The organism is Luteococcus sediminum (assembly GCF_054783495.1).
In genome coordinates this window covers 1-17,628 of record NZ_BAAGQL010000048.1, presented here as the reverse complement: position 1 = coordinate 17,628, position 17,628 = coordinate 1, and the positions used below count along the sequence as shown (strand labels likewise).

Genomic DNA, 17,628 nt, shown 5'->3' with positions numbered 1-17,628 from the left:
GGATTGCTCCCGGCCGGTCCCTTCGGCGTGCGTGTGGCGACTCAGATCACTTGCCGTCGCCCTTGAAGAGCGACTTGATCAGGTCACGGTTCAGCTGGCTGATGCTCTCCAGCGGGATGCCCTTCGGGCAGACCTGGGCGCACTCACCGATGTTGGTGCAGCCGCCGAAGCCTTCCTCGTCGTGCTGGGCAACCATGGACTTCACACGGCTGTACCGCTCCGGCTGGCCCTGCGGGAGCATGGCCAGGTGGGTGATCTTCGCCGAGGTGAACAGCATTGCGGAGCCATTCGGGCAGGCCGCGACGCAGGCGCCGCAACCGATGCACGTGGCGTTGTCGAATGCCCTGTCGGCCTCGCGCTTGGGAGCGGGGGTCGCGTGGGCATCCGGTGCGGAACCAGTGTTCACCGAGATGTAGCCGCCCGACTGGATGATCCGGTCGAAGGCATTGCGGTCGACGACGAGGTCCTTGATCACCGGGAAGGCACCGGCCTTCCAGGGCTCGATGTCGATGACCGCGCCGTCAGCGAAGGAACGCATGTGCAGCTGACAGGTGGTGGTGTGCTGGCCACCGTGGGCGATGCCATTGATCACCACGCCACACGTGCCGCAGATGCCCTCACGGCAGTCGTGGTCGAAGGCCACGGGCTCCTCGCCCTTGACGGTGAGCTCCTCGTTGAGGAGGTCCAGCATCTCGAGGAAGGACATGTCCTCGCTGACACCGTCGAGCGGGTAGGTGACCATCTGGCCCTTGGCATCGGCATTCGCCTGACGCCAGATTCGGAGTGTGACCTTCACTTGTAGCTCCTCTGCTTGAGCTCGATCGCCTTGTAGACCAGGGGTTCCTTGTGGAGGATGGGCAGCTGGTCGTCGCCCGCGAATTCCCAGGCCGCCACGTAGGCGTACTGGTCGTCGTGACGCAGCGCCTCGCCCTCCTCCGTCTGGCTCTCGCCACGGAAGTGACCACCGCAGGACTCGCGGCGGTGCAGGGCATCGACGCACATGAGCTCGCCCAGCTCGAGGAAGTCGGCCAGACGGCCGGCCCGCTCGAGGGTCTGGTTGAAGTCATCGTTGACGCCGGTGACCTTGACGTCGGTCCAGAAGACCTTCTTCAGCTCGCGGATCTTCGCGATCGCGGTCTTGAGGCCCTCCTCACGACGGTCCATGCCGCAGTACTCCCACATGATCTGACCCAGTTCCTTGTGGATCGAGTCGACCGTGCGGCTGCCGTTGATGCTCAGCAGCGTGTTGATGCGGTTGGTGGCATCCTCGACGGCCTCGATGACCGCGGGGTGGTCCAGACCCACCGGCTCGCGCTTGGAGGCGTCGGCCAGGTAGTCGTTGATGGTGTTCGGCAGGACGAAGTAACCGTCCGACAGGCCCTGCATGAGCGCCGAGGCACCCAGGCGGTTGGCGCCGTGGTCGGAGAAGTTGGCTTCGCCGGTGCAGTACAGGCCCTCGATGGAGGTCATCAGGTCGTAGTCCACCCAGACGCCACCCATGGTGTAGTGGACGGCCGGGTAGATACGCATCGGAGTCTCGTAGGGATTCTCCGCCGTGATCTGCTTGTACATGTCGAACAGGTTGCCGTACTTGGCCTCGACGGTCTTCTGGCCCATGCGGTTGATCGCATCGGAGAAGTCCAGGTAGACGCCACGGCGGACCATGCGCTCCTGGCCTGTGTCCGGGTCGATCTCGCGCACGGCCGGGCCGACACCGCGGCCCTCGTCGCACATGTTCTTTGCCTGGCGGGAGGCGATGTCACGCGGGACCAGGTTGCCGAAGGCCGGGTAGATGCGCTCCAGGTAGTAGTCGCGATCCTCCTCGGGAATCTGGCGCGGGTCCTTGTCACAGTCCTCGGCCCGCTTGGGCACCCAGATGCGACCGTCATTGCGCAGCGACTCCGACATCAGGGTCAACTTCGACTGGGTCTCGCCGTGCACCGGGATGCAGGTGGGGTGGATCTGCGTGTAGCAGGGGTTGCCGAAGTAGGCGCCCTTGCGGTGTGCACGCCAGCCGGCGGTCACATTGCAGCCCATTGCATTGGTGGAGAGGAAGAAGACGTTGCCGTAGCCACCGGTGGCCAGCACCACGGCGTCGGCGGTCCAGGCCTCGATCTTGCCGGTGACCATGTCACGGGTGACGATGCCCTTGGCGACGCCGTCGACGGTGATCAGCTCGATCATCTCGTGGCGGGTGTGCATCTTCACCGTGCCGGCGGCCACCTGGCGCTCCAGCGCCTGGTAGGCGCCGATCAGCAGCTGCTGGCCGGTCTGGCCACGAGCGTAGAAGGTGCGCTGCACCTGTACGCCACCGAAGGAGCGGGTGTCGAGCAGGCCGCCGTACTCACGGGCGAAGGGAACACCCTGGGCGACGCACTGGTCGATGATGGCCGCGCTGACCTCGGCCAGGCGGTAGACATTGGTCTCGCGGGCGCGGTAGTCGCCGCCCTTGACCGTGTCGTAGAACAGTCGGTAGGTCGAGTCATTGTCATTGCGGTAGTTCTTGGCCGCATTGATGCCACCCTGGGCCGCGATCGAGTGGGCTCGACGGGGGCTGTCCTGGTAGCAGAAGTTCTCGACGTGGTAGCCCGCCTCGCCGAGGGTGGCCGCCGCGGCGCCACCGGCGAGGCCGGTGCCCACGATGATGACCTTCAGCTTGCGGCGGTTGGCCGGGTTGACCAGCTTGGCGGTGAACTTGCGCTCACTCCAGATCTTGTCGATCGGCAGGTCCTTGGGGGCCTTGGTGTCGGCGATCTCCTCGCCGACGGTCCAGTACTGGCCTTCCAGGGCGGCCTGCGGGTCGTTCACGTAGCTCGTGCTCATCGTCCAATCACTCCAATAAGAATCATCACCGGCGGGATCATGAAGCCGATGAAGAGCAGTCCGGCGATGATCGCCGACAGGCTCTTGAGCACCTTGCGGGACCCGGCGGAGACGTTGGCACCCAGGGTGATGAAGGCGCTGGCGCAGCCGTGGTAGATGTGCGAGCAGACCGCGGCCATGAAGACCAGGTAGGCCAGCACGACCCACCACTGGCCGAAGCCGGCGACCACGCGGTCGAAGGGGGCCAGGTCGGTGACGCCCGCGGCGTAGCCGGGACGCAGCACCTGTGCGGTGTAGTGCAGCAGGTGGAGCACCAGGCCCAGGGCCAGGATGATGCCGCTCCAGATCATGGTGCGCGCCGCGAAGGAGCTCTCCATGTTCTTCTTGTTCGCGTAGCGGGCGCTGCCCACGTTGCGACGGCGGCGTCCGGTCAGCTTCGCGGCGGACCACATGTGCAGCACGATGCAGGCCAGCAGGAAGATGCGGAATGCCCACAGGAACCACATGGGCGGCACGATCGGGTAGAGGAAGCGGCGCAGGTAGTGCGAGTACTCGTTGAACTCCGCGCCGTTGTCGGGAAGCAGCAACTTGGTGTTGCCGAACATGTGCATGAGCAGGAAGCCGATCAGACAAAGACCGGTGACGGCCATGATGGCCTTCAACGCCACTGTCGAACGGGCTGCTCTCTGATGGTTGGTAAGAGTTGTCGCCACAGGCTCACCCTAGACAATCCCGGGGGTGAACGTGAACCGGGGGTGGCCTGCATGGGACAAAAAACGCGAATTGTGACGTTCTGCCCGGTCACAAGGGGTGACACCGCCCTTTTCGAGCCAATTAGGGCATGAATTCGATGCGTAATTCAGGCCAAGAGGTCGGGTCGGCGACGCCTCGTCAGCTCCACGGACTGCTCGCGCCGCCACTGTGCGATCTGGGCGTGGTGACCGCTGAAGAGCACCGGGGGCACGTCCAGCCCCCGCCAACTGGGGGGCTTGGTGTAGACGGGGTATTCCAGCAGGTTGTCCTGCCCCGAGGAGTGCGACTCCTCCTCCAAGGAGGCCGGATTGCCGATCACGCCAGGCACCAGCCGGACAATCGCCTCCACCATGGCCAGGGTGGCGACCTCCCCGCCATTGAGGACGTAGTCGCCCAGGCTCAGCTCGCGCACCGGCATCCGGCTGGCGGCATGGTCCATCACGCGGCGGTCGATCCCCTCATAGCGCCCGCAGGCGAACAGCAGATGCGGCGCCTCGCTGAGCTCATAGGCGATGGGCTGGCTGAAGGGCTCCCCCGAAGGCGTCGGCACCACGAGCACGGGAGGATCGCCCAACCCGTCCAGCAGCTCGTCCAGGCACTCCCCCCACGGCTCGGGCTTCATCACCATGCCCGCTCCCCCGCCATAGGGGGTGTCGTCGACGGTGTTGTGCCGGTCATGGGTCCACTGCCGCAGGTCGTGCACACCGACCTCCACCAGTCCCTTGGCGATCGCCTTGCCCACCAGCGACAGCTGGAGGGGTGCGAAGTAGTCCGGGAAGATCGAGACGATGTCGAGCCTCATTGGTCGGCTCCCGCGCCATCAGTGGCGGCACTGGGCTCGACGACCTCGGCCTCCTCGTCGTCCAGCAGACCCGGCACCTCGGCCAGCTGCACGGTGCCGGTCGCCAGGTCGACCGACGGAACCAGTTCGCTCACGAAGGGCACCAGCCGCTCCCCGCTGCGGGTGGCGATCGCCAGCAGGTCCTGGGCGGGCAGGTGCACCACCTGGGTGACGCGCCCGAGTTCCGAACCGTCGGCCCGCAGCGCCATCAGTCCCACCAGCTGGCGGTCGTAGTACTCGTCCTCCTCCTCGGGCAGTTCGTCGGGGTCGACGTCGACCACCAGGACGCTGCCGCGCGCCTTCTCGACCGCGGTGCGGTCCGCCAGCTCTGCGAAGTGCACCAGCAGCCGACCGGAGTGCCAGCGGGCCTCGACAACCGTGACCTCTCGTCGGGTGCCCTCGATGCGCAGGCGGCTGCCGGGCTCGAAACGCCGCTCCGGCTCGTCGGTGCGCAGCTCGATGGCCACGTCTCCCTTGATCCCGTGGGCGCGGCCGATACTGCCGACCACCACCTCGACCTGCTGGCTCATCAACTGCTCCTTGGTTGCGAAAGAAGGGGAAGGGTGCGGGGGCCGGGCCAGGCCCGGCAGACGCGTGACGCCCCGCGCCGAGGGGGCGCGGGGCGTCACGGATGACCTGGGACGGCTTTCAGCGGCGAGCGCCACGCCCGCCGCGACGGTCCACGTCGACGAAGTCGACCCGGACCTGCTCACGGCCTGCCAGTGCGGCAATGACGGTCCGCAGCGCCGAGGCGGTGCGTCCCTGCCGGCCGATGACCTTGCCGATGTCGCTGGGGTTGACCCTGACCTCGAGCATCCGGCCGCGCCGCAGTTCCTTGTCCTTGACGACGACGTCGTCAGGGCTGGTGACGATGCCACGCACCAGGTGCTCCAGGGCGTCGGCGAGCATGATCAGGCCTCGGTCGACTCGTCAGCGGCGCCCTCGGCAGGCGCCTCGGCCGGCTCCTCGACGGGCTTGTCGGCCTGGTCGTCGGCGGCAGCCTCGGGGGCCTCGTCGGACTTGGCCTTCTTCTTGCTGATCGCGTCGGCCTTCGGGGCGTCGTCCGCCTCGGCGAGGGCGGCATTGAAACGGGCCAGCTTGTCGGCCTTCTCCGGCTGCGGGTCCACGCCCGAGGGGCTGGTGTCACCGCTGAACTGCTGCCAGTCACCGCTGCGCTTCAGGATCGCGACGACGGCCTCGGTGGGCTGGGCGCCCACGGACAGCCAGTACTGGATGCGCTCCGAGTTGACCTGGATCACCGAAGGATCGTTCTTCGGGTGGTACAGGCCGACCTCCTCGATCGCACGGCCATTGCGCTTGGCGCGCGAGTCCATGACGACGATGCGGTAGTGCGGCTGACGGATCTTGCCGAGACGCTTCAGACGAATCTTGGTTGCCACGAGTGTGGTTCTCCTGTTGGAAAATGGTCCGGGAACATACCCGGCCAATGACGGGTGACCCGTCGGATCCCGTGTGGGGCACAGGTCCGGGGGCCGGATGAATCCGTGGCGAAGGAGTTAGAGGGCGCCGACGACACAGATGCTCCCCCCATTCTGCCAGAAAGATCGCTGCAAGACCATCACAGCCGCCTTGCTCCGTCCCGGATGCCCCAGGCCCTCGCAAGGGCGAGCCGAGACCCCCGCGCGAAGGCCCGGTCACTGGCGCACGACGCGCCCCCGCAGCACCACCAGCCGAGGATGTCGCACGATGCCCAGGTGCTGGCGCGGGTCCTCGTCGAAGACCACCAGGTCGGCGCTGGCGCCCTCCTCCAGACAGGGACGTCCGAGCCAGTCGCGGGCCCGCCAGGACCCCGCCCCCAGGGCAAACTCGGCCCCACCGATCTCGGCGAGCAGCTCGACCTCCTGCCCGAGGATGCCATGCGGCATCACTCCCCCGGCATCGGTGCCGGCATAGATCGGAACCCCAGCCTCGTGGGCGCGACGGAATCGCTCCATCCTGGTCGAGTACAGCTCGCGCATGTGGGCGGCATAGGTGGGGAACTTGGCCTCGCCACTCGCGGCAATGTCGGGGAAGTTCTCGAGGTTCACCAGAGTCGGCACCAGCGAGACCTGGCGCTCGGCCATCTGCTCGATCACCTCGTCGCCGATGCCTGTTCCGTGCTCGATCCCGTCGATCCCCGCCTCGACCAGTTCGGCCACCGACTCCTCGCCGAAGCAGTGGGCGGTCACCCGGGCACCGGCCTGGTGGGCCTTCTCGATGGCCTCACGCGCCACCTCCACCGGCCACAGCGGCGCCAGGTCACCCTTGTCACGATCGATCCAGTCGCCCACCAGCTTCACCCAGCCGTCACCGGCACGCGCCTGCTCCTCGACGGTGGCCACCAGCTCCTCGGGCTCCACCTCGGCGGCGAAGTTGCGGATGTAGCGCTTGGGACGCGCGATGTGGCGACCGGCCCGGACCACCTCGGGCAGGTCCTCTCGCTCGTCGATCCAGCGGGTGTCGGCGGGACTCCCGGCATCACGCACCAGCAGGACCCCCGCGTCGCGGTCGTCGACGGCCTGCTGCTCGGTGGTCTCACGGTCCACGGCACCGTGGGCGTCCAGGCCGATGTGGCAGTGCGCATCCACCAGGCCGGGCATGATCCAGCAGTCGGTGGCCACGGTCACCGCATCGGCGATGCGCTCGAAGGTGACCACACCGTCGTGGACCCACAGCTCGGTCCGCTCTCCCGAGGGCAAGAGCCAGCCGCTCAGGTGCAGCCGCGAGGCGGGCCCATCGGGAACCACCTGTTCGGCGATGTGGGTGTGGGTGTGGCCGCCGTGGGTGTGCGTGTGCACCGGGCTCGGCATCGACGCGTGCTCGTGGTGTGCGCTCATGGGCCCATCCTGCCGTGGCATTCGTCCGCGGGGAAGGGATGCAGACGGCCCGTCACCCCCTTGGGAGGGACGACGGGCCGCCGGTGCAGGGTCCAGCTGGGGTCAGCGCGGGCCCTGGTTCGGCTGGTTGAACATCTTCTGCATTTCGGGCGGCAGCTGGAAGTTCTCCATCGCTGCGGCCAGGTCCGCCTCGGAGGGCTGGGCGCCGGCGCCGACCCCGAAGGCAGCCCCGGCGTCGACGATCTGCCCGGCGGTGGGCTTGTTGGCCTCGGCCGCGCGCTTGGCGGGATTGCCCGAACCCTTCTTGTTGCCCTTGCCCTTCTTCTTGGCCTGGGCCTTGGTCTGCTTGCGGGCAGCTCCGCGCCCGCCCATGCCCGGCATGCCCGGCATGCCGCCGCCATTGCCCATCATCCCGGCCATCGACTGCATCATCTTGCGGGCCTCGACGAAGCGGTTGACCAAGTTGTTGACATCGCTGACCTCGACGCCGGCACCCTTCGCGATGCGGGCGCGGCGGGACCCGTTCAGGATGCCCACGTCGTCGCGCTCGGCCGGGGTCATCGAGTAGATGATGGCCTCGATCCGGTCGATCTCGCGCTCGTCGATGTTGGCGATCTGGTCCTTCATCTGGCCCATGCCCGGCAGCATCCCGAAGATCTTGCTCATCGGGCCCATCCGGCGCAGCTGCTGCATCTGGGCCAGGAAGTCGCCCAGGCCGAACTCATTGCCCTTGCCGGACATGAGCTTCTCGGCAGCCTTGCGGCTCTGCTCCTGGTCGAAGTGCTTCTCGGCCTGTTCGATCAGCGTGAGCATGTCGCCCATGTCGAGGATGCGGCTGGCCATCCGGTCAGGATGGAAGACGTCGAAGTCCTTCAGCCCCTCGCCATTGGAGGCGAACATGATCGGCTTGCCGATCACCCGGGCGATCGACAGGGCGGCACCACCACGGGCGTCACCGTCGAGCTTGGTCAGCACCACACCGTCGAAACCGACCCCGTCGGAGAAGGCCAGCGCCGTGTTCACGGCATCCTGGCCGATCATGGCGTCCACGACGAAGAGGGTCTCGTCGGGATTGACCGCGGCCTTGATGTCGGCGGCCTGCTGCATCAGTTCCGTATCCACGCCCAGTCGGCCGGCGGTGTCGACGATGACCACGTCGTAGAGCTTGCGCTGGGCCTCGAGGATGGAGGCGCGCGCCACCGCGATCGGGTCACCGACGCCATTGCCCGGCTCGGGCGCGAAGACGTGCACACCGGCACGCTGGCCGACGATCTGCAGCTGGTTGACGGCATTGGGGCGCTGCAGGTCGGCCGCGACCAGCAGCGGCGAGTGACCCTCGCCCTTGAGCCAGGTGGCGAGCTTGCCGGCCAGGGTGGTCTTGCCAGCACCCTGCAGGCCGGCCAGCATGATGACCGTCGGCGGGTTCTTGGCGAAGCGGATCGTGCGGTCCTCGCCACCGAGGATGCTGACCAGCTCCTCGTTGACGATCTTGATGATCTGCTGCGTCGGGTTGAGCGCCGCCGAAACCTCCTCGGTGCGGCAGCGCTGCTTGAGGTTCGCGACGAATTCCTTGACCACCGACAGGTTGACATCGGCCTCCAGCAGCGCGATGCGGATCTCGCGGGCTGTCTGGTCGATGTCCGCCTCGGTGAGGCGGCCCTTGCCACGCAGCCCCTTGAAGGTGGAGGCAAGCCTGTCGGAGAGAGTGTCGAACACTGGTGGTCCTTCGGTCGGAGTGGCATGCCGCGGTGGCATGCGGAGGGTTCACGGGCCGGTTGGGTGCGTCAGGCAAGAATAGTGCGTCCCTCGTCGAACCGGCGGCGTCACTGGCCGAGCAGCCCGTCGACGAAGCCCCCGGCCTCGAAGGGTGCCAGGTCGTCGACGCCCTCGCCCAGGCCGATCAGCTTGACCGGGACGCCCAGCTCGCGCTGCACCTGCACGACGATGCCGCCCTTGGCCGAGCCGTCGAGCTTGGTGAGCACCAGACCGGTGCAGTCCACCACATCGCGGAAGATGCGGGCCTGCACCAGGCCGTTCTGTCCGGTGGTGGCATCAAGGACCAGCAGGACCTCGGTGACCGGCGCGATCTTCTCGATGACCCGCTTGACCTTGCCCAACTCGTCCATCAGGCCGGTCTTGGTGTGCAGGCGGCCGGCGGTGTCGACGAGCACCACGTCGACACCCTGGGCGATGCCCTGCTCGACGGCCTTGTAGGCCACCGAGGCGGGATCGGCACCCTCGACGCCACGGACCGTCTCGACGCCGACCCGCTCGCCCCAGGTGGCCAGCTGCTCGGCTGCGGCGGCGCGGAAGGTGTCGGCCGCGCCCAGCAGCACGGTCTTGTTCTCGGCCACCAGCACGCGGGCCAGCTTGCCGACGGTCGTGGTCTTGCCGGTGCCGTTCACACCGACAACCATGACGACGGCCGGCTTGCCGTCCGAGCCCTGCAGGCCCAGAGAGCGGTCCATGTGCGGATCGACGAGCGAGACCAGTTCGCGGCGCAGCACGGTGGCGGCACGAGCCGGGTCATTGACACCGTCGATGGCGAGTTCACGACGCAGCGTGTCGACCAGCTCGGTGGTGGGCCCCACGCCCAGGTCGGAGGAGATCAGGGTCGCCTCGAAGTCGTCCCAGGTGTCCTCGTCGAGGCGGTCGCGCGAGATCAGGTCGGCCAGGCCACGGGCCAGGGCATTGTTGCTGCCCGACAGGCGCCGGCGCAGGCGCACCAGGCGCGAGCCGGCGGCCTCGGGGACCTCCACGCCCTGTTCGGGCTGGACGACCCCAACCTCGGTGCCCTTCTCGGGCAGCACCTCGTCCGGGCGTTCGGCCTCGCGCAGTCCGCGACGGTTGCCCGTCCAGATGACGATGGAGGCGATGAGCAGGCAGAGCAGGACTCCACCGATGATCAGCTCGAAGATGTGTTCCACGCCCGCATCCTATCGGGAAGACCCATCCGGGCCCTGCTGCCCCGCAGCGGCGTCAGGCCTGCGCGGGGGCCAGGTCGGGGGTGCGCGCAGCCAGCGGGAGCTCCTCGACCTGCTCGTCAGGGCCCTGCGCCCGACTGTGCACGGCGGCGCGAGGAGCACTGATGGATGTCCTCGCTCCACCGATCCGCTCGCCCACGGAACGGCCGCCGCGGGCGGCCCCCCGCTGCTCGGTGACGAAGTCCACCAGGACCTGGGGCGGTTCGGCATCGCCATTCATGTGCTGGGCGGCGACGGCCAGCCGCGCGGCCCACTGCGGATTGCTCTCGCGGAAGGCTCCCTTCATCCCGACCAGGACGACTGCGATGACGGCGACTCCGATGGCGGCGATGATGCCGATGGCGAGGGCGAAGACGAGCACGTGGTTCTCCTGCTGGACCTGGGTGGGGGCAAGGAGATTGTGTCAAATGGTCCGGCTGTCACGGACCATCGCCGCACCCAGTCTGGGCAAAGCACAGCAAAGACTCAGGAGACCGGCTCCCAGACCGGATCAGGACTCGCGCTGGAGCTTCTGGCTGATCACGGCCGAGACCCCGTCACCCCTCATGGTGACGCCGTAGAGGGCATCGGCGATCTCCATCGTGCGCTTCTGGTGGGTGATCACCAGCAGCTGCGAACTCTCCCGCAACTGCTCGTAGATCCCCAGCAGCCGCCCCAGGTTCGCGTCGTCCAGCGCCGCTTCCACCTCGTCGAGGATGTAGAAGGGGCTCGGCCGGGCGATGAACAGGCTCACCAGGAAGGCGACCGCCACCAGGGAACGCTCGCCGCCCGACAGCAAGGACAGCCGCTTGACCTTCTTGCCGGCCGGGCGCGCCTCGACGTCGACGCCGGTGGTGAGCCACTGCCCCGGCTCGGTGAGCACCAGCCGACCCTCACCGCCGGGGAAGAGCCGGGGGAAGACGTCATTGAAGGTCTTTTCCACATCGGCATAGGCGGCGGCGAAGACCTCCTCGACGCGACGGTCCACCTGCTCCACGATGCCCAGAAGGTCCTTGCGGGTGCGGCGCAGGTCCTCCAGCTGCTCGGCCAGGAAGGCGTGGCGTTCCTGCATCGCGTCGAACTCCTCCAAGGCCAGTGGGTTCACCCGGCCCAGTACCTGCAGGTTGCGTTCGGCGCTCCGCAGTCGCTTGGCCTGCTGCTCGCGGACGAAGGCCACCGGCTCGGGCACCTCGTCGTCAGGACCGAGCGCGGTGCCGTCGGGGCGGGTCAGCACCGGCACGAAGTGCTCCGGCCCGTACTCGGCCATCAGCACACCCGGCTCGAGACCCAACTCCTCCATCGCCTTCTCGCCGAGCTGCTCGATGCGCATCCGCACCTCGATGCGGGCCATCTCGTCGCGATGGGCACCCTCCACCAGCTGGTCGAGCGAACGCTGGGCCTCGCGGCTGGCACGACGGGCCGTGGCCAGCTCCGCCTCGGCCGCCAGCCGGTCCTGCTCAGCACGGTCCCGCTCCTGCGCGGCCAGCGCCTGGCTCGCCTCGACGCGGCCCAGCAGCCAGCCGGCCCCGCTGTGGACCGCTGTGGCGGCCGCTGCCTCGCGCCGCAGCTGGGTGGCGCGTGCCTGCGCCTCCTCGCGGGCCTGGCGTTCCGAGGCGGCGGCGCGGCGCAGTGAGTCGGCCCGGCCTGCGACTGCGCGGACCCGCTCCTCGCCCGTCCTCAACGCCAGCCGGGCGTCCATCTCGGCCGTGCGGGCCAGGCGGGCCAGCTCGGTGAGCCGGTCGCGCTCGGCGGGGTCGGGCTCGGCGACGTCCTGCTGGGCAGAGGCATTGGCCAGCCGTGCCTCGAGTTCCACGAGCCCCGCGCGGTCCTTCTCTCGGCTGGCCTGGCCGGCCTGCACGGCCTGTTCCAGGCGTTCCACCTCGCCACGCGCAGAACGCTCCGCCTGCTGGGTGACGAGCACTCGCTGGGCATGGCGGCCCTGCTCCTGCTGCGAGGTCTTGTAGGCCTGTCGGGCATCCTGCTGGGTCTGGCGTGCCTCCTGGAAGGACTCGTGCAGGCGCTGCCCCTCATCGCGGCGTGCGTCGAGTTGCTGCTCCACCTCGGCGAGCTCGGCGCGGGCCAGGTCAATGGTCGCCTGCACCTCGATGGGCGACTGTCGTGCCCGTGAACCGCCGGTCACCTGCCAGGAGGACAGCACATCGCCATCCTTGGTCACGACGACCAGCTCCGCGTCGCTGGCAACCACCTGCTGGGCCGCGGCCAGGTCGTCCACCACCACCATGCCCGCCAGGGCACGGTCCAGTGCCGCACGCAGCGGCGCCTCGGCCTCCACCAGGTCGACCACCGCCCTGGCCCCTGCGGGCAGGCGACTCGCCGACGGCGTGGGGCCGCCGGGCACCTCACGGAGCACCAGGGTGCCGCGTCCCAGTTCCTGCTCCCTCAGTTGCTCGACGGCGGCAACTGCCCGGCAGAGGTCCTCGACCAGGACGCCGTCGACGGCGGTCGTCAGTGCCGCAGCCACGGCCGCCTCGAAGCCCGCCTCGACGCGCATCATCGACGAGACCGGCCCGATGACACCCTCGGCCAGTTTCTGGTCGAGCAGTGCGGCGGTGGCGTCGCCCCGGTCCAGGCCCAGCTCCAGCGCCTCGATGCGTGCCTGCAGGGCGGCACGGCGCGGGGTGAGCTCCTGGATGAGGGCCTGCACCTGGTTCGACTCGGTGCGCACCGCGTCCACGCGGGCCGTGGCCTGTTCCACGGCGGCGGCAAGGTCCTCGTCGGCTCCCGTGTGGTCCTGGGCGGCATGGGTGGCGGCCAGCACCTGCGCAGCAGACTCCTCGACGCGTTCGGCGGCCTCGTCGCGGCGCTGCCGCAGGCGGGCGGCTTCCTCGCCGGCGGCGTCGATGCGCGAGCGCAGCGCGTTGACCTGCCCGGTGAGCCTGGCCAGACCTTCCCGACGGTCGGCGACGACCCGCAGCCGGGCCGCATGGGCCCGGTCCGCCTCGGCCTGGGCGGCCTCGGCCTGGTTGCGGCGCTCATGCGCCGTGGCCAGGACCGTGGTCAGCCCGGCGACCTCGGCACGCAGCTCCTCCTCCTGCTGGCGCACCTGCTCGGCCTCGGCCTCCAGCTGGTCCGGGTCACGGCCCTGGCGTCCCACCTCGGGCTGGGCCTCGGCATTGCGCACCCGCTCCGCCGCGATCTGCTGGGTGGTGCTGGTGCGTTCCCGCAGGGCCGCCAGTGCATACCAGGTCTCCTGCGCCCGCGACAGCCGCGGTTGAGCCTGTGACAAGGCCTGTTCCGCCTCCGCCTCGGCCTGCTGGGCGGCGTGCAGTGTTGCCTCCGCCTGGCGCCGGGCCTGCTTGAGCGCGGCCTCGTCAGCCAGGTCGGTCTCCAGCACGATCGTGGCCTGGGTGAGGTCGTCGGCAAGCAGGCGGGCCTTTGCGTCGCGCAGCTCGGCCTGGATGACGGCGGCCTTGCGCGCCACCTCGGCCTGGCGCCCAAGCGGCTTGAGCTGGCGACGAATCTCCGCGACGAGGTCCTGGAGACGGTCCAGGTTGGCCTGGGTGGCCTCCAGCTTGCGCAGCGCCTTCTCCTTGCGCTTGCGGTGCTTGAGGACGCCGGCGGCCTCCTCGATGAAGCCGCGGCGGATCTCGGGGGTGGCCTGCAGGATGGTGTCGAGCTGGCCCTGGCCGACGATGACGTGCATCTCGCGCCCGATGCCGGAGTCGCTGAGCAGCTCCTGCACGTCGAGCAGCCGCACCGATGAGCCGTTGATGGAGTAGTCCGAGCCGCCATTGCGGAACATGGTGCGGGTGATCGTCACCTCGGTGTAGTCGATCGGCAACGCACCGTCGGTGTTGTCGATGGTCAGGCTCACCTCGGCGCGTCCCAGCGGGGCACGCCCGGAGGTGCCGGCGAAGATGACATCCTCCATCTTGCCGCCGCGCAGGCTCTTGGCGCCCTGCTCGCCCATCACCCAGCTCAGGGCGTCGACCACATTGGACTTGCCGGAACCGTTCGGGCCGACGACGCAGGTGATGCCCGGCTCGAAGTTCAGTGTGGTGGCCGAGGCGAAGGACTTGAAGCCTCGCAGGGTCAGGCTCTTGAGGTACACGTGACTAGCGGGCCGGCCGCGACTGGCCGAGCTGGTCCAGTGCCTCGGGGGCAACGACCGGCGCGGTCATCGGGACCTCGTCCAGGTGGCCGGTCTGCACCGCTCGGAAGGTCCACAGCTTGTTGACCACGAAGTTGATCGGCAGCGTGAGCACGATGGTGATCAGCTGCGCCCAGTAGGCGCGGTCGCGCAGCCCCTGGCTGCCGTCGAAGATCGACGAGGGCAGGTAGAACATGCTGGTCGGGTTTGTCAGCGCAGTCTTGATCAACAGGCCGACCGCGGCGGCAACCGAGCCGACCGCGAAGAAGGGCCAGAACTCGCGCCAGTAGCTGCGACGCTGCTCCCGCTTGAAGGTCCACGAGCGGTTCAACTGGAAGTTCCAGAAGTTGGCCACGACGAAGGCCCCGATCCACACGACGTGCGTGTAGCGCAGGGCGTGGCGTCCGGTGATGAAGAACAGGGGGTCGTTGTCGTGGGCGGTTCCGCCGTGCAGCTTGGTCATGATCACAGCCACGACCATGTTGACCACCACGCCGGAGCCGCCGACCATCCCGAACTTCACGAACTGGCGGACGTGGCGACGACTGCGCTGCAGGCGCGTCTCGTCGCCGGGCGTGCTCTCAGGGATGTGGCTCACAATCACCCGATCCTAGTGGTGTCGGGAGTGGAGGCGCGGGAGGCGGCAGCTCGGGAGGTCGAGGCGAGCGGGCGCCGCTGGCAGTGGGGGCAGTAGTGGCTGGAGCGGTTCATGAACTGCTCGCGCATGACGCCGGTGCCACAGCGGGGGCAAGGGCGATCGGTCTGTCCGTAGACATTCAGCGAACGGTCGAAATAGCCCGACTCGCCGTTGACCTTGACATACAGCGCGTCGAAGCTGGTGCCGCCCTGCCCGAGCGCCTCGGCCATGACGGTGCGGGCCGCCTCCAGCACGGCGAAGGCCTGGGCGCGGCTGAGCTTCTCGGTGGGGCGCTCGGGATGGATCTGGGCCAGCCAGAGCGCCTCGTCGGCGTAGATGTTGCCGATGCCGCTGACCAGGCCCTGGTCGAGCAGGGCCCGCTTGATGGTGGTGCGCTTGCGTCGCAGGCGCTGCGCGACCTCGTCGAGGTCGAAGTGCTCGTCGAAGGGGTCCAGTGCGATGTGGGCGATCTCGGCGGGCAGTTCCGCACCGCCGGGGCTGAGCTGGAGCCCGCCGAACATCCGCTGGTCCACGAAGCGCAGCTGGTCCTGGCCGCCGTCCAGGTCGAACAGGACGCGGGTATTGCGCAACAACGGCGCGTCGGGCCGGTCGACACGGAACTGGCCGCTCATGCCCAGGTGGGCCAGGACCGCGTCCCCGTCGGTCAGGGGGAACCAAAGGTACTTGCCGCGACGGCGCGGAGCAGCGAAGGTGCGTCCGGTCAGGGTGAGCTCGAAGTCGTGCGGGCCGGCGTCGTGCTTGCGCACGGGGCGGGGGTGCAGTACCCGGACGCCGCTGGTGCGGCGTCCGGTGAGCAGCGGCTCGAGACCGGCGCGAACCGTCTCGACCTCGGGAAGCTCCGGCACGCTCAGGCCTTGGAGGTGGTGTCCGCGTCGCGCAGGAAGGCCGAGCCGATCACCGGTTCGGTGGGCGTGGCGGGCGCTGCCGACAATTCCTGCTCGGCCCGCTCCTGCTCGGCCCGGGCGGCCTGGATCGCGGCGAAGGCGAGGCCTGCCGCCTCCTGCTCCGCCTGCTTCTTGTTGCGTCCCTCGCCGGCACCGTACTCGACGCCGTCGACGACCGCGCGCGCGACGAAGCGCTTGTCGTGGTCGGGGCCCGACTCCTCGATGCGGTAGGTGGGCATCGGGATGCCCGCATTGGCACAGACCTCCTGCAGGGAGGTCTTCCAGTCCAGCCCGGCACCCATCTGGTCGGCCTGGGTCACCAGCGGGTCGAAGATGTGGTGCACGAAGGTCTCGGCCTTGGGCATGCCCCCGGTGAGGAAGACGGCACCGATCAGGGCCTCGGTGGTGTCGGCCAGGATCGAGGTCTTGTCGTGTCCACCGGTGGTGGTCTCGCCACGCCCCAGCTTGACCATCGGGCCGATCTCGAGACCACGGGCCACCTCGGCCAGCGTGACGGCATTGACCACGGCGGCACGCAGCTTGGCCAGTCGGCCCTCCGGATAGTCCGGGAAGGTGGCGTAGAGGTGTTCGGTGACCACGACGCCCAGCACCGAGTCACCGAGGAATTCCAACCGCTCGTTGGTGGGGATGCCTCCGTTCTCGTAGGCAAAGGAGCGGTGGGTCAGGGCAAGCTCGAAGAGCTGGGCGTCCAATGGGACACCCAGCTCGTCGAGAAGCTTCTGGAAACGGCTCGCGTGAGCCGCCATGTCAGGCGTCGAGGACCTGGCGACGCGAGGCGCGGGGGCCGTACTGGCCGCACGCGGGGCACGCGGTGTGCTGCAGGTGGGCCTCACGGCACGCCGGGTTCACGCAGGTCACCAGGTTGACGGCAGTGGCCTTCCACTGGCTGCGACGGCTGCGCGTGTTGCTGCGGGACATCTTCCGCTTCGGGACTGCCACGATCTTCTCCTAGGGCTATCCGCATCCGGGCGGGGATGCGGTCATTCTGTCGGGAACCAGCCAGTGGCCGGATCAGTTGTCCTTCTCTTCGGTGCCGCGCACGTCCAGCGCGACGAGCTTCTCCCAGCGGGAGTCGATCGCCTCGCCATGGCTGTGGTCCGGATCATCGTTCAGGAGGGCACCACATTCGATGCACAGTCCCAAGCAGTCATCCCGACACAGGGGCGTGAAAGGCAGTTCCAGCACCACGGCGTCACGCAGCGCAGGATCCAGGTCGATCAACTCGTCCTCGATCCGGCTGGCGTCCTCGTCGGCCTCCCGTTCGGGGTAGAAGTAGAGCTCCTGCAGGTCGTAGGTCTCCTCGTCGGAGAACTTCGTCAGGCAGCGGGCGCACTCCCCCTCCAGGGTCACCTCCGCGGTACCGGTGACCAGGACACCTTCGACCACGCTCTCCAACCGGAGGTCGAGGACGATGTCTGAGCCCTGGGGTACTGCGATCATGTCGATGCCAAGATCCGCCGGCGCCTCGGCGACCCGGTGAATCTCCTTCATCGTCCCGGCCCGACGTGCCAACTCGTGGATCTCGAGGACGAGAGGCGAGCGGGCATCGAGGCGGTGATGCTGGTTCATCACGGATCCCTCCAACGCACGACGGCATGACGGGAGTCATGACCGAGGACCAACTCTATCCGAGAGCCGACTTGCCACCAAACCAGCGCGTTGACTCATCGAAGATGCCCGCGTGGAGTGCTTCGTTGACTCATCTCAAAGTGCCCGCGTGGGGGCAGAGTGAGTGGA

At 68.5% G+C, this 17,628-nt stretch carries 17 protein-coding genes; all 17 read right to left on the bottom strand.

Annotation, left to right across the window (positions count from 1 at the left end):
* Positions 1-46: 46 nt before the first annotated feature.
* Positions 47-796: a succinate dehydrogenase/fumarate reductase iron-sulfur subunit gene (locus tag ACYVKA_RS14870; protein ID WP_394277527.1), complete on the bottom strand. Its 750-nt coding sequence runs from the start codon at positions 794-796 to the stop codon at positions 47-49.
* On the bottom strand, positions 793-2,823 hold the full coding sequence (locus ACYVKA_RS14865) for a fumarate reductase/succinate dehydrogenase flavoprotein subunit (RefSeq protein WP_460706599.1): 2,031 nt from the start codon (positions 2,821-2,823) through the stop codon (positions 793-795). Before ACYVKA_RS14865 ends, ACYVKA_RS14870 begins: the two co-directional genes overlap by 4 nt.
* Positions 2,820-3,485, bottom strand: a complete 666-nt coding sequence (locus tag ACYVKA_RS14860; RefSeq protein WP_460706597.1) for a succinate dehydrogenase cytochrome b subunit — start codon at positions 3,483-3,485, stop codon at positions 2,820-2,822. The genes ACYVKA_RS14865 and ACYVKA_RS14860 overlap by 4 nt, the downstream gene beginning before the upstream one ends.
* A gap of 197 nt (positions 3,486-3,682) precedes the next feature.
* Positions 3,683-4,378 carry a tRNA (guanosine(37)-N1)-methyltransferase TrmD gene (gene trmD / locus ACYVKA_RS14855; RefSeq protein ID WP_394277530.1) on the bottom strand — a complete coding sequence of 232 codons (696 nt, stop codon included), beginning with the start codon at positions 4,376-4,378 and terminating at the stop codon, positions 3,683-3,685.
* Positions 4,375-4,947 carry a ribosome maturation factor RimM gene (gene rimM, locus ACYVKA_RS14850; RefSeq protein WP_460706595.1) on the bottom strand — a complete coding sequence of 191 codons (573 nt, stop codon included), beginning with the start codon at positions 4,945-4,947 and terminating at the stop codon, positions 4,375-4,377. The genes trmD and rimM overlap by 4 nt, the downstream gene beginning before the upstream one ends.
* A gap of 118 nt (positions 4,948-5,065) precedes the next feature.
* Entirely contained in the window at positions 5,066-5,326 is a 261-nt protein-coding gene (locus tag ACYVKA_RS14845) for an RNA-binding protein (RefSeq protein ID WP_394277532.1), read from the bottom strand.
* 2 nt (positions 5,327-5,328) lie between these two features.
* Positions 5,329-5,817: a 30S ribosomal protein S16 gene (rpsP, locus tag ACYVKA_RS14840; protein WP_394277533.1), complete on the bottom strand. Its 489-nt coding sequence runs from the start codon at positions 5,815-5,817 to the stop codon at positions 5,329-5,331.
* A gap of 255 nt (positions 5,818-6,072) precedes the next feature.
* Positions 6,073-7,254, bottom strand: a complete 1,182-nt coding sequence (locus ACYVKA_RS14835) for an amidohydrolase family protein (RefSeq protein WP_460706593.1) — start codon at positions 7,252-7,254, stop codon at positions 6,073-6,075.
* Between the two features lie 102 nt (positions 7,255-7,356).
* The gene (gene ffh, locus ACYVKA_RS14830; RefSeq protein WP_460706591.1) at positions 7,357-8,970 is read right to left on the bottom strand and encodes a signal recognition particle protein; all 1,614 of its coding nucleotides are present in this window, start codon (positions 8,968-8,970) and stop codon (positions 7,357-7,359) included.
* Between the two features lie 107 nt (positions 8,971-9,077).
* On the bottom strand, positions 9,078-10,181 hold the full coding sequence (gene ftsY, locus ACYVKA_RS14825; RefSeq protein WP_460706589.1) for a signal recognition particle-docking protein FtsY: 1,104 nt from the start codon (positions 10,179-10,181) through the stop codon (positions 9,078-9,080).
* Positions 10,182-10,233: 52 nt separating this feature from the next.
* Positions 10,234-10,599: a hypothetical protein gene (locus ACYVKA_RS14820; RefSeq protein ID WP_460706587.1), complete on the bottom strand. Its 366-nt coding sequence runs from the start codon at positions 10,597-10,599 to the stop codon at positions 10,234-10,236.
* A 129-nt stretch (positions 10,600-10,728) separates the two neighbouring features.
* Positions 10,729-14,289: a chromosome segregation protein SMC gene (smc, locus tag ACYVKA_RS14815; protein WP_460706585.1), complete on the bottom strand. Its 3,561-nt coding sequence runs from the start codon at positions 14,287-14,289 to the stop codon at positions 10,729-10,731.
* A gap of 4 nt (positions 14,290-14,293) precedes the next feature.
* Positions 14,294-14,839, bottom strand: a complete 546-nt coding sequence (locus ACYVKA_RS14810) for a GtrA family protein (protein ID WP_460706659.1) — start codon at positions 14,837-14,839, stop codon at positions 14,294-14,296.
* Between the two features lie 89 nt (positions 14,840-14,928).
* Entirely contained in the window at positions 14,929-15,831 is a 903-nt protein-coding gene (gene mutM, locus ACYVKA_RS14805; RefSeq protein WP_460706583.1) for a bifunctional DNA-formamidopyrimidine glycosylase/DNA-(apurinic or apyrimidinic site) lyase, read from the bottom strand.
* Positions 15,832-15,833: 2 nt separating this feature from the next.
* On the bottom strand, positions 15,834-16,637 hold the full coding sequence (gene rnc, locus ACYVKA_RS14800; protein WP_394276465.1) for a ribonuclease III: 804 nt from the start codon (positions 16,635-16,637) through the stop codon (positions 15,834-15,836).
* A 1-nt stretch (position 16,638) separates the two neighbouring features.
* Positions 16,639-16,830 carry a 50S ribosomal protein L32 gene (gene rpmF / locus ACYVKA_RS14795; RefSeq protein WP_394276466.1) on the bottom strand — a complete coding sequence of 64 codons (192 nt, stop codon included), beginning with the start codon at positions 16,828-16,830 and terminating at the stop codon, positions 16,639-16,641.
* Positions 16,831-16,902: 72 nt separating this feature from the next.
* Entirely contained in the window at positions 16,903-17,460 is a 558-nt protein-coding gene (locus ACYVKA_RS14790) for a YceD family protein (protein ID WP_460706581.1), read from the bottom strand.
* Positions 17,461-17,628: the final 168 nt, after the last annotated feature.

What these genes read in the sequence shown, in the direction of transcription:
- ACYVKA_RS14865 (WP_460706599.1), bottom strand. Translation starts at nt 2,823, where the DNA reads ATGAGCACGAGCTACGTGAACGACCCGCAGGCCGCCCTGGAAGGCCAG.
- trmD (WP_394277530.1), bottom strand. Translation starts at nt 4,378, where the DNA reads ATGAGGCTCGACATCGTCTCGATCTTCCCGGACTACTTCGCACCCCTC.
- rimM (WP_460706595.1), bottom strand. Translation starts at nt 4,947, where the DNA reads ATGAGCCAGCAGGTCGAGGTGGTGGTCGGCAGTATCGGCCGCGCCCAC.
- ACYVKA_RS14845 (WP_394277532.1), bottom strand. Translation starts at nt 5,326, where the DNA reads ATGCTCGCCGACGCCCTGGAGCACCTGGTGCGTGGCATCGTCACCAGC.
- ACYVKA_RS14835 (WP_460706593.1), bottom strand. Translation starts at nt 7,254, where the DNA reads ATGAGCGCACACCACGAGCACGCGTCGATGCCGAGCCCGGTGCACACG.
- ACYVKA_RS14810 (WP_460706659.1), bottom strand. Translation starts at nt 14,839, where the DNA reads ATGGTCGGCGGCTCCGGCGTGGTGGTCAACATGGTCGTGGCTGTGATC.
- rnc (WP_394276465.1), bottom strand. Translation starts at nt 16,637, where the DNA reads ATGGCGGCTCACGCGAGCCGTTTCCAGAAGCTTCTCGACGAGCTGGGT.
- ACYVKA_RS14790 (WP_460706581.1), bottom strand. Translation starts at nt 17,460, where the DNA reads ATGAACCAGCATCACCGCCTCGATGCCCGCTCGCCTCTCGTCCTCGAG.